We start from the raw sequence: 25,938 nt of genomic DNA on the forward strand, positions 1-25,938 counted from the left end.
TTCGGAACTTTGACAATTTTAAAACTAGAATCCTCATCGCTTTGAACATCAAAAAGGAGAGGACTGATTTAGTCCTCTCCAGATTATAACTTTTCATCAACCCACTACAGTTGACAAAGAGCCCGAAAAAGAGGGATAAGTTGCAGACTAAGTGAAAACCTCTAAAGTTGGAAAACTTTAGAGGTTCATGCTAAGGTTGAAAATGCTGGTGCAAGATAGCAAAGTAATCCTGCGGATTATGAAGAAATGGGAAGTGACCGCTGTTTTTAATCGTAAAGACTTGGGCGCTAGGGTAGCGGCTGATGACAAAATTTCCACTGGCACCAAAAATATCATTGTCACCAAAGGTCACGGTGATAGGAAAAGGAGGATGTTCTAGGCGGGGCAAGAGAGGGTAGGCAGTGATTTCCTTTCTCGTTTGATTGCTTGCCTGGACTGAAACATTGCTCATGTCTAGTTTCACATCATGAAAGGCTGGATAGTCGGCATTGTAATTACGGACAACTTGGCGAAAGAGAGCCTGCGAAGCCTTGGAACTACCGAGACCGCCAAGCAGAGTGTTGAGCGCCATTTTCGTCCACTCAAGAAAAGTGCAGTGTTTTCGATTGTAGCGCATCATCTCCTTTTCCATTTCTTGCCACTGGGAGCCTGTCCCTGTTCCTGACGAGGAAAGCAAGAGACTAAGGAGGCGGTCGGGATTTTTATTGGCGTAGATTTGCGCGTACAGACCGCCCCAGGAATGTCCAAAAAGGTGAAATTTTTCTAGTCCGAATTGGTTGGCGATTGTGTTAATGTCTGCTATGTAGGCTTCTATGCTATAATCACCGCTCAGGCAGGGAGATTTTCTGGTTCCCCGCTGGTGAAAGGTGATGATTTGGAAGTTTTCTTCAAACTCTGGCGCAAACCAAAGAAAGTCGTCAGGTGCTCCCGGTCCACCGTGTAGCAAGATAATCGTTTCCTTGTCGGGATTGGGGTAGCAGATGGTGTAGAGCTGGTCGGAGCCATTTCGGATCATCGTTTCGATTTTTTGAGAATGAGTCATCGTTTTCCTTTCTTTTAATAGAGCGTCCACCACTGATAAAGAGACCAGTAGAGGAGATTGAGTATTGTAATAAGCGAAGCGCTGCTGGTTAAGTAGGTCAAGACCTTTTTACTCTTGCTCACTTGGAATTTGGAGCGCATGAAAAATGGGGCAATCAAGCTAATCAGAAGGCTAGCACCTATTGCCGCAAAGCCCATAGAAAACCAAACACGGTCGCTTTGTGAGCTACTAAGTTTTAGGACGCTTTGGATAAAGAAGAAAAGTAGCAGCATGGTAGACAAAATAAGCCCACAAGTCAGGTGTTGCCAGAGCGACCAAGCAAAGGGAGCAGACTGGCTGTTTTTTCGTGTTTTTGGTAGTAATTTTCAATCTTCTGACCGATTTGGTCGTAATGTGTGCCTGACGGCAACTTTTGCTCATCAGCTTGGACTTGCGCCGCTCCAAAAGCGAGCAAGCCACAGCTTACTAACGCCACAGCGTTTTTCAAAAGCGTGAAAATCATTACAATGGACATGTTTAGCCCCTACTACGATATTGCCAGAAAACTATTTCCTTCTGCGAAAATTGTCCTCGACCACTTTCACATTGTACAACATCTTCAAGAGAAAAAAACTGAGCATTTCTTTGGACTCATTGAAGATACCATTTCTTATGTAAATCCTATTTTTCAAACTGTTTTTAAGACCTTCTTGAAAAACAAGGATAAGATCCTGAACGCACTGGAACTGCCCTACTCAAACGCAAAACTAGAAGCTACTAACAACCTCATCAAAGTCATCAAGCGAAACGCTTTCGGCTTTCGGAACTTTGACAATTTTAAAACTAGAATCCTCATCGCTTTGAACATCAAAAAGGAGAGGACTGATTTAGTCTTCTCCAGATTATAACTTTTCATCAACCCACTACAGTTGACAAAGAGTCTAAAAAACCTTGTCAAAACCATAAAAAAGGCTGTCCGAAATTATGTTTAAATTTCGGACAGCCTTTTTTTTAGAGCTATAACAATTTCAAATTGCTTCGATAATCAAGACAACCCCATAGCAACTCTATTGTTAACCCCATCAGGTAAACATACGGCCACTATATGTATTAAAACAACTTCTGCATTTTTTGGCTAACCTTAAACCCATGTTTATCTTGATTGGAGCAAGTCACCTCCGAACCAGAAGCCGTACATTGCCAGCCGTTGCCTTTCACTGTTTCTCCGTCTTTCAAGATACGGGCTTTGGGATTAAAAGGAAAATCACTATGGCAAACCATATCTGCTTTGCCTGTTTTACCTAAGAAAAATGTTCCGCCCCATTCGAGGTCGCAATCCTTGGGACGCGGTAAAACAGGTTTGCCTTTAATTTCAATCAGACATGATATACCCTGAGCCAAATCAGATGTTTTCGCATCGCCGCCGCAATAAATCTTACCGTTTCCGGCACGAAAATCGATGTTATACAGCCCGCTATTTATCTCATTTTCAGTTCCTTCCGAAGAAGGTGCCGCAAAAGCTGCAACCGAGAAAGTGAGCGATGTCAAAATAAATAATTTTTTCATATAAAGATTCCCATATAGTGGATAACAGAGGTTAAAAACGTTTCAAGGCTTTCAGGTGCGCTTGTGATTGTTCAATGCTGCATTTAAGAATATACCAATCAGCCGCAGATTTCAGATCAGTGTCATTTGTCGGGTCAGAGCAAAGTTGCTCTTTATACTCCCCCCAAGTTTTACGTACCTTATTAAAATAAGAAGCCGGCAAACCATGTAAGGCAGCATCTTTATTCTTTACCCGTTGGTACAGTATTTTATATTGTTCATCAATTTCTTTTTCCAGACGCCCATCCAGTATATCTAGGCAATCGTAGTCAACCTCTTCAATATTTTCCAGCATGCTCTTAGGGCAAACATCTTTATTATGGGCAGCATTTTCTTGCGCATAACAAAAAGCCGTACCCATTAAAGCCACAGAGAAAAACAATACTTTTTTCACTTTTTCAATGTTCCTTAAATTTGTAAAAAATCGGCGCATTATAACCACACCGGCAGCATGATGCATAACGTATCAATGTTTAACCATCCATATTTTATCTGCTTTTTCTAAATAAAACCCAATCATTTTAAGTTTCTTTATCACTCAGTTTTAGCAAGACATTTGCATTTGAGCGAGATAGGCAGATAGAGGCATGGTAAAATTCTGTATGCGAAAATTTGGATTATATCGGTTTGGAGAACCTTCAGGCTATCTGAAAACACAAGCCGACATCCATCCCCACCCCAAACACGAAAGCAAAAAATGTCCTACACCTTTACCTTGGCAGAACACGCGCTGGAAGCGGAATTGAAAAAGCTGATCCTGCAAGAAGCCGACAAGACCGATGATGTTGCCGCCGAAGACTTTACCGACGATGCGCCGTTGTTCGGCGACGGCAGCCCTATCGATTTGGATTCGCTCGACGCACTGCAAATCTGCGTCGCGCTGCAACAGTATTTCCAAGTGCGGCTGCAAGGCGACCGTATGGTGCGCAAGCATATGATGTGCGTGCGCGATTTGGCGGCGTTCGTCCGCGCGGAGCATGGGGCGTGAGCTGGGTTTGCGGTACGGCGGCCACCTCCGCGCTGAATCCGCAGGCGGATTTCAGACGACCCGATGCGGTGTCTTATACGTTTTTAAACCAGCCGCAGCAGGCCGCTTATTTCCGCGCTTTTGCCGACGACAGCTTGGGGAGCGCCGCTTTTGCGGATATTGCCGAACAACATTTGCGCCGCGCCGCCGAAGATGCCGGATGGCCGTCTGAAAGCTGGCACGACGCGCCGGTGTTCATCGGTTCGAGCTCCTACGCCATCGCCGAATACGAAAACCGCCGCCGCGCGGGCAATACGGACATTGGGGAACACGGCCTGCTCTATCTTGCCGAAGATTTGCGCAAACGCAGCGGCAACCGGCAGATTTTCAGTTTGGCGACCGCCTGCACCTCGTCCGCCCATGCGCTGATTCAGGCAGACAATTGTTTGCGCGGCGGAGCGGAACGCGCCTTTGTTCTCGGCATCGAAAACCTCAACCGCCTGACCCTGCTGCATTTTCACAGCTTGGGTTTGTTTACCGAACGCTATCGGCCCTTCGGCGGCAACGGTCTGATTTTGGGCGAAGGTGTCGCCGCACTCGCCCTCTCTGCCACACCGCCCGACTGTGCAGGTCGTCTGAAACTCGTCGGCCACGCCGCCAATACCGGCAACGACCTGATTCAAAGCAACAGTAAGGCGTTGGAACAGGTTATCAGCCGCGCCTTAAACATCGCCGCCGTTGCACCCGAAAACATCGCCGCCGTCAAAACCCACGGCATCGGCACCGCCGACAGCGACGCCGCCGAACTGGCTGCACTGGAAAACGTGTTCGGCACAGTGCCGCCGCTGATGGCGTTCAAAGCGCAAATCGGCCACACCCTCGGCGCAACTGCCGCCCTCGAAACCGCGCTGCTCTTGTCCGCCCTGAAACAAGGCGGCGGCACCGATTATCAAGGACGCGAAATCCGGTTTTCAGACGACCTTTTCTGTCTCGCCAACCATTTCGGTTTCGGCGGCAGCAACACAGCTATGGTATGGCAATGGCAATCATAAATCCCGACATCCGCATCACCGCCGCCGCTCGTTTCGATACCGAAGCCGCCGTCGGCAACAAAATCCTCAAACAAACCTTGCAGCAGCAAAGCGGCGCGGACGCCCGCCGCCTCAGCCGCCTGAGCCTGATTGCAGCACTCGGCGCAGGCTTGCTGCGCGGACAAGGCGAAATCCGCCCCGATTGCGCCGTCTTCCTCGGCACGCCGTTTTCCTCGCCGTCCGTGTTTGAAAAAATGGCAGACAACGTGCTCAACCACCATGCCGCCATGCCTTTCGACTTCATCGCCAACCTGCACAACGCCCCCGTTTTTCATGCCGCGCAAACCCTAGGCACGCACGGCGCGACGTTGGCGGTTGCCACCGAACGCCATTTGGAAACCCGTTTCCACCCCCTGCTGCTCGCCGCACAATCCTTGCAAAGCGGCGGACAGGCCGCGGTCGGCTGGGCATACGAACACCAAGCCACCCACGCCGATACGCGCGAAGGCAGCATTTGGATTTTGCTTGGACACGGCGCGGAACACGGCGTTCCCGTTACCTTGGGCGGACAAACTAAAGAAGCTGAAAGGCCGTCCCGTCAGGAGGCTGCGCACTCTGAAACGCAAGGATATTACTGGCAGGATGTTGCCGATATTTTAGAAACATTGTGCCTTGCCGACGATTTGTCATCTGACAAACCCAACCCAATCATGATGGCGCGCGCAGAAATTCTATGAGGTCGCAAACGCGAAACGTGTTCCGAAATACGTCGCTGCCTCCGCGCCGACAGGTCGTCTGAAAATCCGAAACTGTCTTCTGTTTCAAACACATTTTCAGACGACCTGTTTCTTTCCCCTGCCGATTATCCATTCGGATTGTCAATGCACCCGACTTCCCCATAAAATGCCGTAGACACACTTCAAACCCATTTGAAAAATGATGACTACCTACCGCCGCGCCTACACCGTCCTCACCGCCCTGCTGACCCTGTTCCTCATCTATACCGTCTCCACGAAAAACTGGCTGCAAACCGACCTGACCGCGCTGCTGCCGAGCGAACAGCAGCCGGACGCGCTTTTGACGGCGGCAGACAAAGCGGGCGAAGAGCAGTTGAACACGCAGGTGATTTTGCTGGCGGGCAGCAAAGACGTGGAAACGGCGTTTCAGACGACCTCTGAGATTGCCGCTTTGTGGCGTAAAAGCGGCGTGTTCGAGCAAGTGGACAGCAGCGTGACGCCCGACTTGGACAAGGTGCGCGCGGATATCGGCAAGCTGGGACTCGCCCTGCTGCCGGATGAACAAGTGCGCCTGCTGTTTGAGCATCCGCAAGCCTATTTCCAAGCGCGGGCGGAAGCGGCGGTCAACCCGTTTGCCGCGCCCTCGCCTTTGTCTTTGGAACAAGACTGGCTGGGCTTCGGGCGCTTTGTCGCGGGCAAGGCGAATCCGCAAAGCCGCTTGCAGTGGAACATGGACAACGGCATGTTGTTCACCGAAGGCGATGACGGGAAAACTTGGGTCTGGCTGCGCGGAAAACTGGCGGCGGGCGACAATTTTTCAGGCAACAACGCCCTTCTGCCGCTGATAGCGGAAAGCCGCAAACTGGCAAAAGCCAAAGGCGCGGACACGCTGACAGCAGGCGGCGCGCTGTTTGCCGCCGCGTCTAAAACCGAAGCGGAGCAGGAAAGCCGGACGATGAGTACGGTGGGGATGCTGCTGACGTTCGCGCTGCTGCTGTGGGTATTCCGCAGCGTCCGCGTGTTCTGGCTGACGCTGCCTTTAGCGGCGGGTATGCTGACCGGGCTGGCGGCGGCTTTGCTGTTCTTCGGAGAGGTGCATATCCTGACCATCGTCATCGGCACGAGTTTGGTCGGTATGCTGGTGGATTTCCCGCTGCACTGGCTCGCGCCTTCGGTATTCGGCACACGGGCGAAAAACGGCAAAACGGCTTTTTCAGACGACCCCGTCTGGCAGGCAGAACCCGCCATGAAACACGTTTTGCCGAGCTTTACCGTCAGCCTGCTGATTACGGTCTTGGGCTACGCGCTCTTGTGGTTCACGCCGCTGCCCGTATTGCGGCAGACCGCCGTGTTTTCAGGGTTTGCGCTGGCGGGCGCTTTCGGCGCGACGGTGTTGTGGCTGCCGCCGCTGTTTCAGCGTTACCGCGCCAAAACCGTGCCGTTTGCCGCGCTGACCGAACGGCTCTACGCGCTGTCGGGTCGTCTGAAAATCCGTCTGCACAAACGCGGCTGGCTGATTGTCGGCGGCGTGTTGCTGGCGGTCGGGCTGTGGCGCAGCGACTGGCGCGACGACATCCGCCAGTGGGTCAACATGCCGTCTGAAATGCTGGCGGAAGTGCAACGCATCGGGCAGTTGAGCGGCGCGGATTTCGGCGGCAAATACTTGGTTGCCGAAGCGCCGAGCGAAGACGCTTTGTTGATGAAAACCGCCGAACTCGGCCGCGCGCTGCAACCTTTAGTTGCGCAAGGCAAGCTGGTCAGTTTCCAATCTCCTGACCAGCTCCTGATGCCCGTATCCGAACAGAAAAAACTGCAAAACCGCCTGCGCGAGCTGTCCAAGCTGCCTGAAAGCCGCCAACCGCTTGTCGATATCGGCATTCCGCACAAAACCCTACGCAACGCGCTGCTGCAAGCCGCCGATGCGCTGCCGCTGACGCTTGCCGATGCGCTGAAAACCGATTTGGCGGAAGCCTGGCGGCCGCTTTATTTGGGTGAAGTCGAAAAAGGCCGTTTTGCCGCCATCGTGCGCCTGAACGGCATGACCGACGACACCGCCGTCCGCTCCACCGCGCAAAGCGTAGCGGGCGTACATTGGGCGGACAAACGCGCCCACCTGAACGACCTTTTCCACCACACGCGCAATCAGGCGGCGTGGTTGAAACTGGCATCCTATGCGCTGGCATGGTTGGTTTTATGGCATATGTTCGGCATGAAACGCGGCACCAAAATCCTTGCCGTACCGCTTGCCGCCGCCGTCTGCACCGTCGCCGTACTCGGTCTGGCAGGCATCCCCGTCAGCCTGTTCGCCATGTTCGGCCTGCTTTTGGTGTCCGCCATCGGCGTCGATTACGCCGTCTATGCCCTCACCGCGCGACACAGCGCACCCGCGCGGCTGGGCGGGATGCTGCTTGCCGCCGCTACCACCGCCATCTCCTTCGCCCTGCTCGCCCTAAGCGGCACGCCCGCCGTCGCCGCCTTCGGCATTACGGTCACGGTCGGCGTAGCGTTCAATATTTGGCTGGCGGGGGCTTTGTTGAAAGATTGATGTTTAAAATTTAAAAAACAAAAAGGTTGTCTGAAAACGGGTTGGCGGATTTTGCGCCAACCCGTTTTCAGACGACCTTTTTGACAATATCAAACGTAATCAAGCTGCTGTCTTCTTGCAGAACGTAAATCCATTTGCGAGACTATCCTAGGACAAACCTTATCCGCTCCCTCATCAAACCAAAATGCCTGCCCTCTTTTCGGGCAGGCATTTTCATACGTCAGTTCAATCAAGTTCGGCTCAATATTCCACCGTCCAGCCTATCTCGCCGCCCGCGCGCATCGGGACGAGTTCGCCGTCGCCGTAAGGGACGCTTGAGGGGACGGTTTGGCTTTGTTTGACGAGGGTGATCGTGTCGGCGTTTTCGGGAATGCCGTAGAACCTTGCGCCGTTTTTCGAGGCGAAGGCTTCGAGTTTGTCCAATGCGCCTGCTTTTTCAAACACTTCGGCGTAAAGCTCGATGGCGGTCATGGCGCTGAACATGCCGGCACAGCCGCAGGCGTTTTCTTTGGCGGATTTGGCGTGCGGCGCGGAGTCGGTGCCGAGGAAGAATTTGTGCGCCTTCTCGCCGGTAACGGCGGCAACCAATGCCTGACGGTGAGTCTCGCGTTTGAGTACGGGCAGGCAGAAATGATGGGGGCGCACGCCGCCGACCAAGAGGTCGTTACGGTTGAGCAGGAGGTGTTGCGGGGTAACGGAGGCGGCAACGTTGTCGCCTGCTTCCAAAACCAGGCGGGCGGCTTCGGCGGTGGTGATGTGTTCGAACACGACTTTGAGATTCGGCACTTGCGCTAAAACGGGTTTCATCACGCGCTCGATAAAGGCGGCTTCGCGGTCGAAAATGTCAATTTCGGGGTCGGTTACTTCGCCGTGAACGAGGAACAAAATGCCCTGTTTCGCCATTTCTTCCAAAACGGGAATGAGTTTGAACAGGTCGGTTACGCCGGAATCGGAATTGGTGGTCGCGCCTGCGGGGTAGAGTTTGAAGGCGACGATGCCGGCGGCTTTGGCTTCGCGCACCAGCTCGGGCGTGGCTTGATCGGTCAGGTAAAGCGTCATCAACGGCTCAAACGCGCTGCCTTCGGGCAACGCCGCCATGATGCGCGCTTTGTAGGCAAGCGCGTCGGCTACGCTGACGACGGGCGGCTTGAGGTTGGGCATGATGACGGCGCGACCCATCTGGCGGGCGGTATAGGGGGCAACGGCTTGGAGCGCGTCGCCGTCGCGCAGGTGCAGGTGCATATCGTCGGGGCGGATGATGGTCAGGGTTTGCATGGGTGTTCCTTTTTAGATTTTGGGTTTCAGACGACCCCTTGATGTTCCCTAGGATCTGTCAACATTTCATTTTCCAAGTGGATTTTTGTTCACAAAGCGGAAGATGACGATTTGAAGATAAAAAGACACGGAAACTATTGAATGCCGACAGTCCCTAAGGTCGTCTGAAAAGGCTATTGCACAAGAACAGGCTTGCCGTTGTAGGACTGATGCGTCAGGTAAAACACCGCCTGCACGGGCAGCTGGTCGGATGGGGTGGTTTTGACGGTCAGCAGGGTTTCTTCCGAGCTGCCCGACGCGCGCCACGCGTAGGACAACTGGCGGATCGGAATCGGCGATTCGGAGGCTTGATCGGTGCGCAATTCGTTGTTCAAACCCTTCGGCGGGTTTTCCACCAATACCATAAACTGCTTGCGTATCAGGGTTTCGTCCGCCCGCGCCGTCTTCACGCTGCAACTGTCGCCGGTCAGGCTCAAATAATAATCCGCGCCGTCCTGCGTTTTCTTCCAAACGGCAAGCGCATCCGGCTCGATGAAACCTGCGGGCAGCCTGCCGATTTCTTCCGCATTCAAAGCCGTCAGCTTTTCATTATCGGCAAAAGAGCGCACCTTATCGGCAGCCCCGTCAAAAGCGACGCAGCCTTGACGGAACAATTCCGCTGCCGCGTTCGCACGATCCGCCATTTGCTCGGGCGGCACTTCTTCCCTGCCGCACGCCGCCAATAAAACGGAGAAAGCGGCAAGCGTCAAAAGCCTTGAAATCGGACGTTTCGCCATTTTCAGACGACCTTTATTTGTGTTTCACAACCAGCGTGAACACGCCGTCTTCTTCACGCGATTCGAGCAAGACATGCCCGGTCTGGCTGCAGAAAGCCTCAAAATCGCCGGGCGCACCGCCGTCGGTCGCCAACACGGTCAGGACTTCGCCTGCCTCCATTTGCGCCAACGCTTTTTTGGTTTTCAAAATCGGCAAAGGGCATCTGAGCCCCTTCAGGTCTAAGGTGTGTGCGTTCATAGTTTCCGATGTTCCGTTAAAAGGATTAACATGAATTATACCGTACTTACTTGCACCCCACCCCGCCGAACCCATAAAATAAAGCCATTTTCACTTTGGAGCACACCATGCGCCGTCTCGCCCTCCTGACCCTCTGTCTTGCCGCCACGGCAGTCAACGCCGCCGGATTCAGCGAAAAAGATACCCCCTTCAACACACGCTACAAAGAAAGCCCGGAAGAAGCCGCAGCCCGCGAGTTCGCCGAACAAAAAACCGCGCTCCCGCCCCTGCCCGACACCCAATCCGGCGACTGGTTCGACCTCTACGTCAGCGAAGACTACGGCAAACAGCCCAAAATCCTCCTCAGCAGCCTGCAAATCATGCCCTCTCCCGACGGCAGCATCCGCTACATCCTCAACGTGCGTTCCGACAAAGGCCATGACAACCTGACCGTCGAAGGCCTCTTCTGCGCCCGTTCGTCCTTCACATACGGCAAAGACAAACGCTCGTCTTATAAAGTGTTCGGCTACGGCGACACCGTCAACCGCCGCTGGATCGAGCCGCGCAAAGCCGAATGGAAACCCATAGGCTCAACCTTCAACAAAAACGACGCGATGCGCGCCGTCCTCTACCAAGCCTTCTGTACCGACGGCGTACCGACCACCACCGAAGGCCTGGTCAAACGCCTCAAAGAACGCGCCGGACGCTACGCGCCGAAGATGGTAAACCACGACAAATAAGCTGTTTTGACCGGTTTCAAAAAATCAAAAAAGGTCGTCTGAAACATTTTCAGACGACCTTTGCCGTATTTCAAACCGTCAATCAGCGCGGATGAACCATATCGGCGGGGACGACCAGTTCGTCAAACTCTTCACCCGTCAGCAAGCCCAATTCGACGGCGGTTTCACGCAACGATTTGTCGTTTTTATAGGCGGTTTTGGCGACTTTGGCGGCGTTTTCGTAACCGATTTTTCGGTTCAACGCGGTAACGAGCATCAGGGAATGGTGCAGGAAATAATCGATTTTTTCCGGCACGGGTTCGATGCCGGCGGCGCAGTGTTCATTGAAGCTGTTGCACGCGTCGCCCAACAGGCGGATGGATTGCAAGAGGTTGTAGGCGATAACGGGCATATAGACGTTCAGCTCGAAATTACCCGACGCGCCCGCCATGCCGATGGCGACGTCGTTGCCGAACACTTGGCAGCACACCATGGTCATCGCTTCGCATTGGGTCGGGTTGACTTTGCCCGGCATGATGGACGAACCCGGCTCGTTTTCAGGGATTTTGATTTCGCCCAAACCGCAGCGCGGGCCGCTTGCCAGCCAGCGGATGTCGTTGGCGATTTTGTTCAGGCTTGCCGCCAGTGTTTTCAATGCGCCCGAAGCGGCAACCGCGGCATCGCGTCCGCCCAAGGCTTCAAATTTGTTCGGCGCGCTGACAAACGGTAGACCGGACAGTTCGGCGAGTTTGGCGGCGGCTTTTTCGGCGTATTCTGGATGGCTGTTCAAGCCCGTACCGACTGCTGTGCCGCCCAAGGCGAGTTCGTATAAACCTTTGAGCGCGTCGTTCAGACGGCCTAAGCCGTGGTCGAGCTGGGAAACGTAGCCGGAAAACTCTTGACCCAAAGTCAGCGGCGTCGCGTCCTGCAAGTGGGTGCGGCCGATTTTGACGATGGGGGCGAATTCTTTGGCTTTTTTGTCCAATGTGTCGCGCAGGGCTTTTACCGCCGGAATAAGGTGGCGGTTGATTTCAATCGCGGCGGCGACGTGGATGGCGGTCGGGAACGCGTCGTTGGTCGATTGCGCGTGGTTTACATGGTCGTTGGGATGAACGGGCTGGTACGCCGCCAAACCTGTACCGGCGATTTCGTTGGCGCGGTTTGCCAGCACTTCGTTCATGTTCATATTGGACTGCGTGCCGGAGCCGGTCTGCCAAACCACTAAAGGAAACTGCCCGTCGAGCTTGCCGTTCAACACGTCGTCCGCCGCCTGCGTAATCAAATCCGCCTGTTCGGGCTTAATCCTGCCGAGGGAAACATTGGTGGCGGCGGCGGCTTTTTTCACCAACGCCAAAGCATGAATCAACGGCTGCGGCAGGGTTTCGCCGCCGATTTTGAAATTGTTGCGGCTGCGCTGGGTCTGCGCGCCCCAATAGGCTTCGGACGGGACTTCGACATTGCCCATGGTGTCGTGTTCGGTACGGGTGCTCATTCGTTTCTCCTAAGTTAAATGATAATGCAAATAATTTGCAAGCGTATTATAGCGGGCAGGAGGTCGTCTGAAAAGCGGGGGAAGGAGGTTTGAACAAGCAGTTTCGGACGGCGTTTTGAAAGCTGAAAAGAAGATTGAGACAGACGAAGGAATTGTGTCTAACCTGTTTGGGCTATGCCAAAATATATAGTGGATTAAAATTGCAATGATACGGCGTTGCCAACGCCCTTATGTACTACCCGTACACGGCGGGCGTTGCCGCCTTGTCTCATTTTTATTTTAATCCACTATAAAAAGGTCGTCTGAAACCTTATTGATAGGTTTTCAGACGACCTGTGTTTACTTTAAAAATTCAAGTAATCAGTTTGCCATTTGTTTTGCCTGAACCGCTGTCAGGGCGATGGTGAAGACGATGTCTTCTACCAGTGCGCCGCGGGAGAGGTCGTTGACCGGTTTGCGCAAACCTTGCAACAGCGGGCCGACGCTCAGGACGTTGGCGCTGCGTTGTACGGCTTTGTAGGTGCAGTTGCCGGTATTGAGGCTTGGGAAAATCAAGACGCTTGCCTGACCGGCGACGGTGCTTTCAGGCGCTTTGCTTTTACCGATTGAAGGCACGGTAGCCGCATCGTATTGCAGCGGGCCGTCGATTTCCAAGTCCGGGCGTTTTTCTTTTGCCAGTTTGGTGGCTTCAATCACAGCATCGACATCAGGGCCGCTGCCTGAGTTGATGGTGGAGTAGGAAATCATGGCAACTTTAGGCGGGATACCGAAGGCTTTGGCGGTATCGGCGGATTGGATGGCGATATCAGCAAGCTGTTCGGGCGTCGGGTTCGGATTGACCGCGCAGTCGCCGAAGACGAGGACTTGGTTGGGCAGCAGCATGAAGAATACGCTGGACACGAGGCTGGCGCCCGGTGCGGTTTTAATCAGCTGCAAGGCGGGGCGGATGGTGTTGGCGGTCGTATGAACGGCACCGGATACCAAGCCGTCCACGTCGTTTTGCGCCATCATCATGGTGCCGAGGACGACGGTGTCTTGCAGTTGTTTACGGGCGTCTTCAGGCGTCAGGCCTTTGGATTTGCGCAATTCGCACATCGGCTCGACGTATTGCTCGACCAATGTAGCGGGATCGATGATTTCCAACGAGTCAGGCAGGCTGATGCCGCGTTCTTTGGCAACGGCTTCAACTTCTTCGCGTTTGGCAAGCAAGACGCAGCGGGCAATGCCTTTTTCGTGGCAGATGGCGGCTGCGGCGACGGTACGCGGTTCTGCACCTTCGGGCAGGACGATGCGCATATCGGCTTTTTGGGCAAAATCAATCAGGTTGTAACGGAATTGAGCAGGAGAAAGGCGGGAGGCTTCGCGTTTTGCCAAAGCAGATACGTCTTTGAGTGCGCTGCTTGAGCCGTAGAACGTCAGTCCGGTCAGGCGGGCAACTTCTTCGCCTACGGATGCTGCCGCGCCTTCAATGATGAAGCCTTCCAAAAGGCCCGGAGAGTTGGTGTAAAGCTGTTTGGCAAGGTTGATTCGGTGTGCCGCTTCGGCTGCGTCGGCATTGTCAGATTGCAATGCCAGGACTACGCCTGCATCCAAAGACAGTGCCAGCTCGACGTTTTTGCCGGACAGGAAGAGTTTGTCCGCATCGGGGGCGATACCTTCGATAACGAGTTTGTCGGTATTGAGTGCGACGGCTTTGCCGACCACAGCGTCAAACCAGTCGTCGCTTTTGCCTTGCGCCAACAGGGTTTCGGCGGATGCGTCGAGCGGTTGGAAAACTTGCGCGCCCAAAGCTTGGGCAAAGGCTTTGCTTGCTGCTGCCACGTCCAAACCGGCGGATACCGGAGCGACCAATAATTTAGCCATGATATGTGTCCTTTCTATTTGGAGGTTGTCCGTCGCCGCCGTGATGCGGACCTAACGGCAATGGCTTAATACTAACAAACAAACCGCGTTTCCAACAAGGTTAAATGTTAATGGATTGAGCGAAAATGCAATGGATTTTTAAGAAACGCATAAAGAATGGGCTAAAATCGAAACCAGCCATCCCCTTCCTTTTAATCTTTACTGATTACCGCGAACAATACCGTTTGAAATGAAAAAAAGCTGAGTCCTGTAACATACAGAACCCTGCTGATATCAACCATCTGAACAGGCTTTGATGAATAGTTAAGATTGAAAGGATTTCCGCCTTTAAGCCCAAGTTTCAGACGACCTCTCGTTTCGGCAGCTAAGTCTGCTGTAGATCAGATTCTTGAATCTGACATCTCCATCTGCCACAACGCGTAAAGAAAACAGAAACATCAAATATTCGTCGGATACAGGTATCCGAACTACACATTACCCAGCAACTGATTTTATTCCGCAATGTAAAGACAAAAAAGGTCGTCTGAAAACCTTAAATCATCAGGTTTTCAGACGACCTTTCATTTCGGCTGATTGATTAAGTCAACCTATCAAGCCTGTTTCAGCTTCGCATCAGCATCGCGCAACGCGGTACGCAAACCTTCCTCGATAACGGGATGGTAGAACGGCATATCCAGCATTTGCTCAACGGTCATCTTCATTTGATGCGCCCATGCCAACAGGTGCGCCAAATGTTCGGCGGCCGGGCCTAAAATTTCCGCGCCGATAAAGCGGCCGGTGGTTTTTTCGGCATACAGGCGCATATGGCCTTTGTTTACCAGCATCACGCGGCTGCGGCCTTGGTTTTTGAACGATACTTCGCCGATAACAAATTCGTCGGGTTGGTATTGCTCGGCAACCTGCGCGTATTTCAAACCGACAAAGCCGATTTGCGGACTGGTGAACACCACGCCGATGGTGCTGCGGCGCAAACCGCCGCTGATATTCGGGTAGCGGCCCGCATTGTCGCCGGCAATCTTGCCTTGGTCGGCAGCTTCGTGCAGCAGGGGCAGTTGATTGGATGCGTCGCCCGCGATGAAGATATGCGGAATGCTGGTCTGCATGGTCAGCGGATCGGCAACGGGTACGCCACGCGCGTCTTTTTCGATATTGATGTTTTCCAAACCGATATTGTCAACGTTCGGACGGCGGCCTACGGCTGCCAGCATATATTCGGCAACAAATACGCCTTTTTCGCCATCCTGCTCCCAATGGACTTCTACATTGCCGTCTGCATCGAGTTTGACCTCGGTTTTAGCATCCAAATGCAGTTTCAATTCTTCGCCGAACACGGCTTTCGCCTCGTCTGAAACGACGGGGTCGGAAATACCGCCGATGATGCCGCCCAAGCCGAAAATCTCGACTTTCACGCCCAAACGGTGCAATGCCTGACCCAGTTCCAAACCGATAACGCCCGGCCCGAACACGGCAACGCTCTTAGGCAGCGTATCCCATGAGAAAACATCGTCGTTGATAATCAAACGGTCGCCCAAAGACTGCCACTGCGGCAGGATAACGGGACGCGAACCGGTAGCAATCACGAAACTTTTTGCCGTGATTTGGGTATGGTCGTCGATTTGGACGGTATTCTCGTCGATAAATTTAGCCGAACCCATAATGCGCTTGTCGGCAGGCCACTCTTCCACATCGGCAACGACAAAGCCGACAAAACGGTCGCGCTCGGATTTGACGCGGTGCATCACTTCTTCGCCGTTGACGACAATGCTGTCTTTGTCCAAATGCACGCCGAACGGGTCGGTATGCAGTGCGTGATGGCGCGCTTCTGCGGCGGCAATCAAGAGTTTGGAAGGCATACAGCCCACGCGCGCGCAGGTCGTGCCGAACACATTGTTTTCAATCAGGTAAACATTATCCGAATGTAAACGGGCATTGCGAAACGCGCCCATGCCGGCAGTACCGCCGCCGATTACGACGACATCTGCTTGAATTTTTTTCATAATCTTTGTCCTTTTTTGTTGAGCGTCCGAAGCGGTATCAGCGTGAAGCGTATCAGGTTTTCAGACGACCTTTTAATAAACTATCGATAATATAAAATCAATAGCCATTTTAAAAATCTCGATTTAAAACAATAATCTCAAATTCTACTTGTAAATATAGAGCTATTCAGAACGACCATGTAGCGTATCGTCTGAATAACTCTATTTTTCTGTTCAGACGGCTTTTTCAAACCGTCTTAAGCATCAAGCAATTAGTTTTTAGCCAAGTAAGCTTCCAAATCTTCGCTGCCGCCGATGTATTTGCCGCCGATGAAGACTTGAGGAGCAGTCATCTTGCCGGTAATGGCGCGAACGGAAGTAACAGTTGCATCTTTGCCCAATACGATTTCTTCGTAAGACAGACCTTTGTCTTGCAAAGCTTTTTTAGCTTTAGCGCAGAATTGGCAGCCGGGTTTGGTGAAGATGGCAACAGACTCTTGAGCTTTCCAGTCAGGGGCGATGAATTTCAACATAGTGTCAGCGTCAGACACTTTGAAAGGATCACCCGGCTCTTCAGGCTCGATGAACATTTTTTCAACCACGCCGTCGTTAACCAGCATGGAGTAACGCCAAGAGCGTTTGCCGAAGCCCAAGTCTTCTTTGCCGACCAGCATGCCCATGCCTTCGGTAAATTCGCCGTTGCCATCAGGAATCATGTAGATGTTGTCAGCTTCTTCTTCGGCAGCCCAAGCGTTCATCACGAAAGTATCGTTTACAGATACGCAGTAGATTGCGTCAACGCCGTTTTCTTTGAACGCGCCGAACAATTCGTTATAACGTGGCAGGTGGGAAGAAGAACAAGTCGGAGTAAATGCGCCGGGCAGAGAGAATACGACTACTCTTTTACCTTTGAACAAGTCATCAGTGGAAACATCTTTCCAAGTGTCGCCCACGCGGGTACGGAATACGACGGAAGGTACTTTTTGACCGGTACGATCTTGCAAAGCCATTTTGGATCTCCTTGAAATTTTAGGTTTAGGGAATGATACGAGTGAATGTGTGCATTCTAGCGCAGGTAGTTTGATTTGTATAATTTATAGTTCAAATAATATTAATTACCTGAAGCTATGAAACCCAACCTGCGAACGTTTCATTTAAATAGAGGTCGTCTGAAAGAAAACAAGCCCTTGGCTTGGAATTATTTTTCGGAATCGTGTGCATCGGACAATACGACTTCACGGATGCTGCTTTCCACTTTGTCTTTCAACATAAAGCGGTCTTCTTCTTTGCCGGGGCGAATCGGGGTGGCAAAATCAATACGGATGCGCAGCTTTTTCATGGAAACGATGCGCCAGAGCGAGCGCACCAAATCGACTTGCGCATAAGACGGCACAGTCGTCCTTTTACCGGCATCATCATAATAGCGCAGCGTAACCGCCTGAACAGGCGCGTCGGCATCGATGGCGGATTGAAAGAGTGCGGCTTTAAATGACAAAATGTCCAAGCCCAAAGAAGTCCGTGCCTCGGGGAAAAAGCTGACATTCTGCCCTGCTTTCAACGCAGCGCAAATGGCTTGGTTAATCGGCTCGACATCGCGACGGGAATTGCGGTTGATAAACACCGTACCTGCGTTTTGCCCCATTTTGCCCAACACCGGCCAGTCTTTGATTTCCTGCTTGGCGATAAAGCTGCTCGGATACACTGCGCTCATGGCGAAAATATCCAGCCAAGACACATGGTTTGCCGCCACCAAAACACCCTTCACATTATCCGCGGGCGGCGTGCCGATTTCCAATTCGATATCCAAGGCTTCCAGCGCGCCTTTTCCCAGAGTAATGACCGCATGATCGCGTTCGGCAGGATTGCCGGCATCGATACGGCGCAAATGCCTTCCGGTTCGGAATAACCACCCTGCCAAGCGGAACAATCTGCCCAAACGGGTAAAAAACGGGGCTTTTTGTGAGTGCATAACTGTTTTTCTTTTCGTCTTAAATGTGTATCAAATCATAGTAATAACGCTTTCAGACGACCAAGATGACAAAGAGGTCGTCTGAAAACAGGTTCATACATTATTTTTGGCAGTTCGGACAATAAAACGTCCCGCGCTGCCCCAAAACTTCCTTCTGTACCAAACCACCGCAACAGACGCAAGGTTCGTTGTGCCTGCCGTACACCGTATATTCCTGCTGGAAATAGCCGCTTTTGCCGTCGCTGTTGACGAAGTCACGCAACGTGCTGCCGCCGGTTTCAATCGCGCGCTGCAACACTGCTTTCACCGTCTCCACCAAGACGGCGCATTCTTTTTTCTTAACCTTGTCCGCAGGGCGGTGCGGCGATATGCCCGATTTAAACAGGCTTTCGTTCGCATAAATATTGCCTACGCCGACCACGACGGCATTGTCCATCAGAGCCAGTTTGACCGCGCGTTTTTGCGTTTTGAGCTTTTGATACAGATAATCGGCAGAAAAGTCGTCTGAAAGCGGCTCTGGGCCCAGTTTTTCAAGGAGCGGATGATGTTCCGCGATGCCTTCATACCACAAAATCGCGCCGAACTTACGCGGGTCGTGATAGCGCAACACCGTTCCGTCCGCAAACACAATGTCCACATGATCATGTTTATCGGGATGATCAATCCGCGCATCGCCGTCCGTAAAAATCCGCAGACTGCCCGACATGCCCAGATGAATCAACAAAATACCCGTTTCAAAACCGATAATCAGATATTTCGCCCGCCGACGACAACTCAATACCTCCTGCCCCGCCAAAAGCTCCGCCAACTGCGGATTGATCTGCCAGCGCAGCTTGGTTTGGCGCAACACGACATCCGCCACCTTTTTACCTTGAATATGCGGGCTGATACCGCGCAAAGTCGTTTCCACCTCAGGCAATTCCGGCATTTTCTTTATCCTCAAGCTAATACAATCAACATCGCCTTTTTCAGACGACCTAAGATTCTACCGATGCCAAAGCGGCCTGACAATTTGCAACCAATCGGCTTTACAGGCAGAAAGCAGCAAATTCAAGGCAGGATGACAAATATAGAAGAGGCTATTTTTATGGAGTCAAACCTGCTGTTTTCAAATGCTCAGCCTCGAAAGGTCGTCTGAAACCCGGCCATTCCGGTTTTACCAACGCCGCATTTCTCAATCCGAAATCCGCGCCGCACCCAAAGCCACCGTCTGCGTTCCCAATATTTTTTCAAACTCCGGCAAAGGCGTAACCCCCGCCATACGTTTGACCAAAACCAAACCGTACACCGCCGCGCACTGTGGCCACCACCTGTCCCCTGCCTTCTCCATAAAACGCCAAAACCGCAGCCCCTTTTGCGAATTCACAGCAGGCAGGTACACCATAAACTTTCCAAATTCCACCTCAAAATCCAAATCCGCCAGCCGCTGCTTCAAAGCCGGCAAAGTCAGGCAATGCTCCCTTTTAGGCAGGCGCACTCCATCAAACCACTTGCTGAAAAACCACAAAGATTTCGGATTAAACCCCGTCAAAACCAACCGCCCTTCAGGTTTCAACACCCTGGACGCTTCATGCAGCACTTGCGACAGTGCGGCAGTTTCATGACTGTGCGGCATCAGCAGCACATCAATAGAATGACTTTCCCAAGCCATAGCATCCGCCGTCATCAATACATCGCGGTGCACGACAACCACGTTTTCAGACGACCTCAACCATTCGCCGCCTTGCTGGACGACGGTTTGTCCGTCGAAATATTGTAAATGCTGCTCAAAAAAAGCAGCTTCGTTTTGAGCAACATAACGCCCCATAGCCGTATTTTCAAACCATACATCCATAGTCGTTATCCTATTAACTGTTTCATGCGTTCATTTCTACTGTCCGATAGAAAAATACAATGCAATCGCCGTATTTATGCCACAGATTTTAACATTAAGACTCAAGCATATGTAAATTTCACCCCCTTTACCTTGACGGCTACATCTTCAAACAGTACCATCGGGTAGACTAAATTTAACCTTATATCATTGATAATTATTGATTCATCATGGCAAAACTGAAAACCATCGCACTTACCATTTCAAGTTTATCCGCAGCTTCAGGCGCAGCATACGCTCAAAATGCCACACCAGATCAAGTAGGTATGGCAATGATGCGCCTCAATTCCTCTCTTTTGGATCAAGCCAAAGCGCAAACTTTCGGAACGGGCAGCCTTTGGGCATCGTTGCGCAAGGATTTCCGCATGAACGAGGTCAATTCCGAACTTGTTCGCCGTCATGAAAGCAAATTTGCCGCCAATGGTGCTTATTTCGACCGCACCATTACCCGCAGCAAACCCTATATGTATCATATTGCCAACGAAGTCAGAAAACGCAATATGCCTGCCGAAATCGCATTGCTGCCATTTATCGAAAGCGCATTTGTTACCAAAGCAAAATCACATGTCGGCGCATCCGGTCTGTGGCAGTTTATGCCTGCAACGGGTCGCCACTACGGCTTGGAAAAAACCCCTTTGTATGATGGCCGTCACGATGTCTACGCAGCAACTGACGCAGCATTGAATTACCTGCAATACCTGCACGGATTATTCGGCGACTGGTCTCTTGCACTGGCTGCCTACAACTGGGGCGAAGGTAATGTCGGTCGCGCCGTCAATCGGGCGCGTGCGCAAGGTTTGGAGCCGATTTACGAAAATCTGCGCATGCCTGACGAAACACGGAATTACGTTCCCAAACTCTTGGCCGTACGCAATATCGTTGCAAACCCGCAAACTTTCGGCATGAATATCACCGAAATCAACAATCAGCCGTATTTCAAATCCCTGAGCATCGACAAGCCGATTGACAACAGCACTATCGCCCGCTTCGCCAACATCAGCGAAAGCGAATTGCTGACACTCAATCCGGGATTCAATGCGCCTGTATTCATCCCGAAAAACAATCGCCGCCTGTTGCTGCCTGTTGATTCTGTGGCTTCTTTCGAGAAAAACTACCGAAACGCAAATCCCGATACTTTGTTGTCTTGGAACGTATACACATCTCGAAACAATACCAGCTTGAACGCCATCGCAGCAGAAACCGGCATGAGCGTTTCCGAAATCAAACGACTGAATGGCTTGGGTAATAATTCCCTGTCTTCCGATCGCAGTATTTTGGTAGCCAAGAATGAAGCGTCTAATTCTGCCGCACCTGATGCGCTTTCGTTCATTGATGTTGATAACAGACCGGATACTTACCGTTCCAATATGCCGGAAATGGCGCCTATTCAAACGGCAAAAGCAAATATTCCTACAACGAATTTTGCAAACATCAAGCCCGTTGCCGCAACACCTACTGATTATGTAGCTCTAGGCAAAAAAGCAGTATCCGAAACTTTGGTTGCACAATCAGCCCCTGCTATCGAAGAAAGCAAAGTCACTTCCGCAGCTTCTACGGTTGTCGCCAAAGCAGATATCACTGCCGCACCTGCAGCCGTTCAAACCAACTCTTCTGCAGATTTGGCATCAGCAAATGTCAAAGAAGAACGTATTCCTGAAATATTTGCCCAATTGGCTCAAGCTGAAAGCAAGCCTGCCGTTGTCGAGCAAACTGCTGCGAATACAACTACTGAGTTGACTACTGCTCAAGCCACTCCGGCGCAAGCTACTGAAACAGCTGATGAACTGATGGCATTGGTGGACTCTAATCTTCGCACTCAAACTGAAAATACAGTAGTCGCACAAGCTGCGAGCGAGCAAAATGTTGCGTCTGACGCAGTCAAAGCACGTAGCGAGCGCATTGCCGCCAATACTGCCAAACAACAAAGCCGTACTGAGGCACGTTTAGCTCGTGCGGGCAATCAGCAGCAATCTCAAACTGCAGGTGCCGGTATGCACCGTGTAGCCGATGGTGATACGCTGTTTAATATCTCCCGTCGTTACAATTTGAGCGTTGCTGATTTGATTATTGCCAACAACATCAAAGGCAATAACATCCGTAAAGGTCAGCTGTTGCGTGTTACCGCAGCACCTGCTAAAACTCGAAACAGCATCCGAAACGTTTCTTATACCGTTCGCAGAGGCGATACTTTAAATACCATCGCCAACCGCTTCAATGTTGATGTAAACGATATCCGCCGCTGGAATCGAAATACCAATGGCGTGACACCCGGTCAACGTTTGAAATTAATCGGCAGTTAAGATCATTGTTCATCAAAAAGTCGTCTGAAATTTTTCAGGCGACTTTTTATTTGCCAAGAAACTTAATTTACCCTACATCATCACCACACTTCCCTTTAAAGAGAAAGTTTTTATAGTAGATAAAATTTAATCCCAATACCAAATTAAAAGGTCGTCTGAAACCCGTTTTCAGACGACCTTTTTTGCTTAAATCAAGCCTTCCAGTTTTGGATTACCCTCTTTCGGAATCGGGCGTTTGTTACCTTCACTATCAATGGCAACATAAGTGAAGACAGCTTCCGTAACAAGTTGGCGATCTTCAGTAAGATGATCGTTCATCAATGTTTTTACCCAAACCTCGATTTTCAGTTGTAACGAAGTATTACCCACGCTCACGCAGCGGCCGTAGCAACAGACGACATTCCCCACTTTCACAGGGCGGATGAAATTCATTTCCTGAACAGCTACGGTAACAATGCGGCCTTGTGCGATTTCCGCCGCCAAAATACCGCCGCCCAAATCCATTTGCGACATAATCCAGCCGCCGAAAATATCTTGGTTTGGATTGGTGTCGCGCGGCATAGCAACGGTGCGCAGCAAAAGCTCGCCTTGTGGTTTAGTGTGTTGTTTTTCATTTTGCGTCATGGGAAATATCCTTTTTAGAGGTGCAGCTTTCGTATGAAGTTGAGAAGCCGATTGAAGCAGTATTTATTGGGGGTTGCCTGCGATAACAAGGTCGTCTGAAAACTTCTATACGGTTTTCAGACGACCTTGAACCCATATTCTGAGACAACGCTATTTCTAACGTTCTTCCAATTTCAAATAAACTCCGGCAACGTCTTGCTCTCCGTAACCTGCCGTTACCGCTTGGCGGTAATTTTCAGCAACCGTTTCAACGGCAGGCAGCGACTTACCGACTTGCTCCAGCTCTTTGACCGCCAGATTAAGGTCTTTGGAAGCGTGTTTGAGTGCGAAGGCAGGTGGGAATTCACGGTTTGCCCACAGCGATTTTTTGGTTTGGAACATAGGCGAATCCATTGCGGAATTGCCGATGGCTTCGATAATGGTACCCGTATCGACACCAAACTGTTGGGCCATCAGCATAGCCTCGCTGTATGCTTCGCCGAAAATACCCAGCAGGGAGTTGAGCACGAGTTTTGCACCCGAACCTTTCCCTACCCCGCCGAAATGGAAAGTTTGTTTGCCGACAATGGAAAACACTTTTTGCAGAGGCGTTAAAACACTTTCTTCTCCACCAAACAAAATCAGCAACGTACCGTTGGTAGCAGGACCGACCGAACCGGAAACAGGCGCTTCTGCAAACTGACCGCCCGCAGCTTCGACCAATTCTTTAACGGCAAGATTTTCAGAAGGAGCAATAGTGCTCATGTTGACAATGATTTTGCCCGCAAGCTCCTCGCGAACCTCTTCACTCAAAATATCGCGCACAGCCGCGAAGTCGGAAACCATCAGAAAAATAACGGGATAAGCGCGGACAAGATCGATGGTGCTTGCGTACACTTTCGCGCCTTTATTGGCAAGGTCGGCGGTTTTATCGGGCGAGCGGTTGTAAACACCGACTTCAATACCGGCGTTCAAAAGCCGCGTTACCATCGGATTGCCCATTTGACCTAAACCTATCCAGCCGATTTGCGTGTATTCGTTTGTTGACATTGAATTTGCTCCTTTGTTTGTATCGCCGTGCAATCATATAGGTTTACAGGTCGTCTGAAAAGTTTTTCAGAGGACCGGATGAGATGTTTATATTGACATGAACAAAATCGCCTTTCGTTTAATAATGTATAATACATATATTTTTCATAAAAACACTGCCAATCAGGTCCAATGATAGAAAAAGGTCGTCTGAAAAACTGAAATATCGTTTTCAGACGACCTCACTCATAGGGTTTAATCACTGATAATAGCAACATAGGGATAATTTTTAAATTCGATAATGAAAACCTTGAAAAAATTTAAATGGGTGGGGATATGGGATATTGGGTGTTAGCGCTTCAGGTATTTTGGGAAGAAATTGGCAAATATGCGTTTTTTCTAATTATCAATGCCTACTGCATCATCAGAATGTATCAAAACCGTCATTGGAAATATTGCGCAGTTATTTTTATTTTGCTCAATGGCTGGGTAATTTACAGATATTGGATGGAAATCATTAACTCTTATCTATATTGGAATCAATAAATTAGTAAACAGGTCGTCTGAATGAAACACAAGAAAACAAATATCCTTTTAGGAATAGTAGCAGCAGGCTACCTCAGTATTGCATTGGCAAATGCGGGATTAAACAGAATGATTGAAGGCCACGGCAATCCCGAGCAGGCAAAAGGTATGGCTTGGGGAATTACGATGGCAGATGCAATATTGGTTAACGCCACACCAGAAAATTCCTCATATTTAACATTGGATGCAGAAGCAATAGATGTATCAAATAAGTACAGTTCTGATTTTTATTTGCAGAACGGAACAGTATTGCGAAACTTCTTTGGTAAGGGATCTATATGGGGCAGAGGAGGGTATTTGGGAAGAACGGCAGAGTTTGATTTACTTCCCGAAAGGTTGACTTTTACCTATTCCTCCCAGTTTGAAAATAAATTTTATCAGTTGGACGAAGCCCTCCCAACCGACGAGATACGTCCTATGATGGCAAAAAGTTACAGGGTATTCAATAATACAGTAGAGGATACAGAAATTCCGCGATATGAATCTCCTGATAATTTTGAATTGGCAGTTGCGCCTGGAGGATGGGTTACGTTGAACCTTACCGATGTCTTTATCCGCAAGGAATTGATGTCCTGGCAGGCAAAAGAAATCATGCCTTCTGTGGAAGAGGCTGCCAAACATCACTTCAATGAAATATGGTATTACAAAGTCGCAGGTTTTCACAATCAGGAAGAACGGAAAGAATATTTAGACAGAGTCCGTAAAGAATACCCCAATTTCTACCACTCTTATATTGATGGGCCCAAAAAGGTTAGTGCGGAGTGGTACAAACAGATGCAAACGAAATATCCATGGAATTTGGAAGTTGAAGTGGATGGGGGAGAATGGAACGGCGAATACTATATGGAATTCGCCAATACAGAGCGCTGGACAGCCATAGGTAAGGAGAGAATCGAAGAAGAGAAGAATACAATGAAGGCAATTCCGACTTACATCAAGATATGGTTGATCGAAAAGGAAACGGGTAAGCGGTGGGGTATTAGATTGCATCCATTTAAGACTGAAGAACAAGAGCAGAATGATTATAAAATTATATACGACGATATTCGGCTGAACAGGCTGTATAGAATATTTCAACAGGCGTTTCCTGGAAGGACTCGAGTGCATAATATTAGTACACCATCAATGAATCAGTTTGCTACTTTGAAATTGAAATTCAATGATTATTTTGAGTTGATAGAAGCATATATTCAAAAAGATGGACAAAAAATTGCATTGCCAGATGCTAAGCTCCATCAACGTTACGAAATCAACAATAATGCTTATTACTAAGGAAATCATGAATATAGGAAAATGATCGGCAAAGTAAACCATATTTCATGACTGCCGTTCCATGTCAGGCCTATACAAAAAGG

Annotated in this window: 23 protein-coding genes and 1 pseudogene; 8 read left to right on the plus strand and 16 right to left on the minus strand. The window is 50.5% G+C overall.

Annotated features, from left to right (window positions below):
* Window positions 1-190: 190 nt before the first annotated feature.
* Together ACMYUL_RS01510 and ACMYUL_RS01515 are read right to left on the minus strand one after the other, a co-directional pair.
* A complete protein-coding gene (locus ACMYUL_RS01510) occupies window positions 191-1,042 on the minus strand; it encodes an alpha/beta fold hydrolase (protein ID WP_415771689.1) in 852 nt (283 codons plus the stop codon).
* 295 nt (window positions 1,043-1,337) lie between these two features.
* Window positions 1,338-1,556: a hypothetical protein gene (locus tag ACMYUL_RS01515; protein ID WP_415773000.1), complete on the minus strand. Its 219-nt coding sequence runs from the start codon at window positions 1,554-1,556 to the stop codon at window positions 1,338-1,340.
* Between ACMYUL_RS01515 and ACMYUL_RS01520 the strand changes: the two are divergent.
* Window positions 1,534-1,929: pseudogene (locus tag ACMYUL_RS01520) on the plus strand (transposase); the annotation flags it as partial. The gene ACMYUL_RS01515 and the pseudogene ACMYUL_RS01520 sit on opposite strands and share 23 nt — an antisense overlap.
* 202 nt (window positions 1,930-2,131) lie before the next feature.
* Here ACMYUL_RS01520 and ACMYUL_RS01525 read toward each other — a convergent pair.
* Window positions 2,132-2,587 carry a DUF6636 domain-containing protein gene (locus ACMYUL_RS01525; protein WP_415771691.1) on the minus strand — a complete coding sequence of 152 codons (456 nt, stop codon included), beginning with the start codon at window positions 2,585-2,587 and terminating at the stop codon, window positions 2,132-2,134.
* 31 nt (window positions 2,588-2,618) lie between these two features.
* Window positions 2,619-3,020, minus strand: coding sequence for a hypothetical protein (locus tag ACMYUL_RS01530; RefSeq protein WP_415771692.1), 402 nt, complete (start codon window positions 3,018-3,020; stop codon window positions 2,619-2,621).
* 303 nt (window positions 3,021-3,323) lie between these two features.
* Here ACMYUL_RS01530 and ACMYUL_RS01535 point away from each other — a divergent pair, with 303 nt between their 5' ends.
* From ACMYUL_RS01535 to ACMYUL_RS01550, 4 genes are all read left to right on the plus strand, one after another.
* Window positions 3,324-3,614: a phosphopantetheine-binding protein gene (locus ACMYUL_RS01535; RefSeq protein ID WP_003759119.1), complete on the plus strand. Its 291-nt coding sequence runs from the start codon at window positions 3,324-3,326 to the stop codon at window positions 3,612-3,614.
* The gene (locus tag ACMYUL_RS01540) at window positions 3,611-4,645 is read left to right on the plus strand and encodes a beta-ketoacyl synthase N-terminal-like domain-containing protein (RefSeq protein WP_415771694.1); all 1,035 of its coding nucleotides are present in this window, start codon (window positions 3,611-3,613) and stop codon (window positions 4,643-4,645) included. Before ACMYUL_RS01535 ends, ACMYUL_RS01540 begins: the two co-directional genes overlap by 4 nt.
* On the plus strand, window positions 4,627-5,361 hold the full coding sequence (locus ACMYUL_RS01545; protein WP_415771696.1) for a hypothetical protein: 735 nt from the start codon (window positions 4,627-4,629) through the stop codon (window positions 5,359-5,361). Before ACMYUL_RS01540 ends, ACMYUL_RS01545 begins: the two co-directional genes overlap by 19 nt.
* A 199-nt stretch (window positions 5,362-5,560) precedes the next feature.
* The gene (locus tag ACMYUL_RS01550; RefSeq protein WP_415771698.1) at window positions 5,561-7,906 is read left to right on the plus strand and encodes an MMPL family transporter; all 2,346 of its coding nucleotides are present in this window, start codon (window positions 5,561-5,563) and stop codon (window positions 7,904-7,906) included.
* Between the two features lie 240 nt (window positions 7,907-8,146).
* Here ACMYUL_RS01550 and pyrC read toward each other — a convergent pair whose 3' ends face one another.
* From pyrC to ACMYUL_RS01565, 3 genes are all read right to left on the minus strand, one after another.
* Window positions 8,147-9,181 (minus strand): dihydroorotase, encoded by a 1,035-nt coding sequence (pyrC, locus tag ACMYUL_RS01555; RefSeq protein WP_342031286.1) that lies wholly within the window; start codon window positions 9,179-9,181, stop codon window positions 8,147-8,149.
* 173 nt (window positions 9,182-9,354) lie between these two features.
* Window positions 9,355-9,957 (minus strand): NMCC_0638 family (lipo)protein, encoded by a 603-nt coding sequence (locus ACMYUL_RS01560; protein ID WP_342031287.1) that lies wholly within the window; start codon window positions 9,955-9,957, stop codon window positions 9,355-9,357.
* A gap of 13 nt (window positions 9,958-9,970) precedes the next feature.
* A complete protein-coding gene (locus tag ACMYUL_RS01565; protein WP_415771700.1) occupies window positions 9,971-10,195 on the minus strand; it encodes a sulfurtransferase TusA family protein in 225 nt (74 codons plus the stop codon).
* Between the two features lie 107 nt (window positions 10,196-10,302).
* Between ACMYUL_RS01565 and ACMYUL_RS01570 the strand changes: the two genes are divergently transcribed.
* A complete protein-coding gene (locus tag ACMYUL_RS01570; protein ID WP_415771702.1) occupies window positions 10,303-10,914 on the plus strand; it encodes a CNP1-like family protein in 612 nt (203 codons plus the stop codon).
* Between the two features lie 82 nt (window positions 10,915-10,996).
* Here ACMYUL_RS01570 and fumC read toward each other — a convergent pair whose 3' ends face one another.
* The 7 genes from fumC to ACMYUL_RS01605 all read right to left on the minus strand — a co-directional run bounded on the left by fumC (window position 10,997) and on the right by ACMYUL_RS01605 (window position 20,027).
* The gene (gene fumC / locus ACMYUL_RS01575) at window positions 10,997-12,385 is read right to left on the minus strand and encodes a class II fumarate hydratase (RefSeq protein ID WP_415771704.1); all 1,389 of its coding nucleotides are present in this window, start codon (window positions 12,383-12,385) and stop codon (window positions 10,997-10,999) included.
* Between the two features lie 360 nt (window positions 12,386-12,745).
* Window positions 12,746-14,248 carry a phosphate acetyltransferase gene (gene pta, locus ACMYUL_RS01580; protein ID WP_415771706.1) on the minus strand — a complete coding sequence of 501 codons (1,503 nt, stop codon included), beginning with the start codon at window positions 14,246-14,248 and terminating at the stop codon, window positions 12,746-12,748.
* 590 nt (window positions 14,249-14,838) lie between these two features.
* The gene (locus ACMYUL_RS01585; RefSeq protein ID WP_415771708.1) at window positions 14,839-16,245 is read right to left on the minus strand and encodes a dihydrolipoyl dehydrogenase; all 1,407 of its coding nucleotides are present in this window, start codon (window positions 16,243-16,245) and stop codon (window positions 14,839-14,841) included.
* 251 nt (window positions 16,246-16,496) lie between these two features.
* On the minus strand, window positions 16,497-17,234 hold the full coding sequence (locus tag ACMYUL_RS01590) for a redoxin family protein (RefSeq protein WP_415771710.1): 738 nt from the start codon (window positions 17,232-17,234) through the stop codon (window positions 16,497-16,499).
* 188 nt (window positions 17,235-17,422) lie between these two features.
* A complete protein-coding gene (locus tag ACMYUL_RS01595) occupies window positions 17,423-18,193 on the minus strand; it encodes a 1-acylglycerol-3-phosphate O-acyltransferase (RefSeq protein WP_070514923.1) in 771 nt (256 codons plus the stop codon).
* Window positions 18,194-18,293: 100 nt separating this feature from the next.
* Window positions 18,294-19,121, minus strand: coding sequence for a bifunctional DNA-formamidopyrimidine glycosylase/DNA-(apurinic or apyrimidinic site) lyase (gene mutM, locus ACMYUL_RS01600; RefSeq protein ID WP_415771712.1), 828 nt, complete (start codon window positions 19,119-19,121; stop codon window positions 18,294-18,296).
* Window positions 19,122-19,367: 246 nt separating this feature from the next.
* Window positions 19,368-20,027 carry a class I SAM-dependent methyltransferase gene (locus ACMYUL_RS01605; RefSeq protein WP_415771714.1) on the minus strand — a complete coding sequence of 220 codons (660 nt, stop codon included), beginning with the start codon at window positions 20,025-20,027 and terminating at the stop codon, window positions 19,368-19,370.
* 209 nt (window positions 20,028-20,236) lie between these two features.
* On the opposite strand from ACMYUL_RS01605, the gene ACMYUL_RS01610 reads away from it, so the two are divergent.
* Window positions 20,237-22,366: a LysM peptidoglycan-binding domain-containing protein gene (locus ACMYUL_RS01610; RefSeq protein ID WP_415771716.1), complete on the plus strand. Its 2,130-nt coding sequence runs from the start codon at window positions 20,237-20,239 to the stop codon at window positions 22,364-22,366.
* 186 nt (window positions 22,367-22,552) lie between these two features.
* Here the strand turns inward: ACMYUL_RS01610 and yciA are convergent, their stop codons facing one another.
* Both yciA and ACMYUL_RS01620 read right to left on the minus strand, forming a co-directional pair.
* A complete protein-coding gene (gene yciA / locus ACMYUL_RS01615; protein ID WP_003759083.1) occupies window positions 22,553-22,990 on the minus strand; it encodes an acyl-CoA thioester hydrolase YciA in 438 nt (145 codons plus the stop codon).
* A 156-nt stretch (window positions 22,991-23,146) separates the two neighbouring features.
* On the minus strand, window positions 23,147-24,019 hold the full coding sequence (locus ACMYUL_RS01620; protein ID WP_342031291.1) for an NAD(P)-dependent oxidoreductase: 873 nt from the start codon (window positions 24,017-24,019) through the stop codon (window positions 23,147-23,149).
* Between the two features lie 546 nt (window positions 24,020-24,565).
* On the opposite strand from ACMYUL_RS01620, the gene ACMYUL_RS01625 reads away from it, so the two are divergent.
* The gene (locus tag ACMYUL_RS01625) at window positions 24,566-25,855 is read left to right on the plus strand and encodes a DUF2931 family protein (protein WP_415771719.1); all 1,290 of its coding nucleotides are present in this window, start codon (window positions 24,566-24,568) and stop codon (window positions 25,853-25,855) included.
* Window positions 25,856-25,938: the final 83 nt, after the last annotated feature.

It is taken from the genome of Neisseria sp. CP9 (assembly GCF_047758525.1).
Taxonomy (GTDB): Bacteria; Pseudomonadota; Gammaproteobacteria; order Burkholderiales; family Neisseriaceae; genus Neisseria.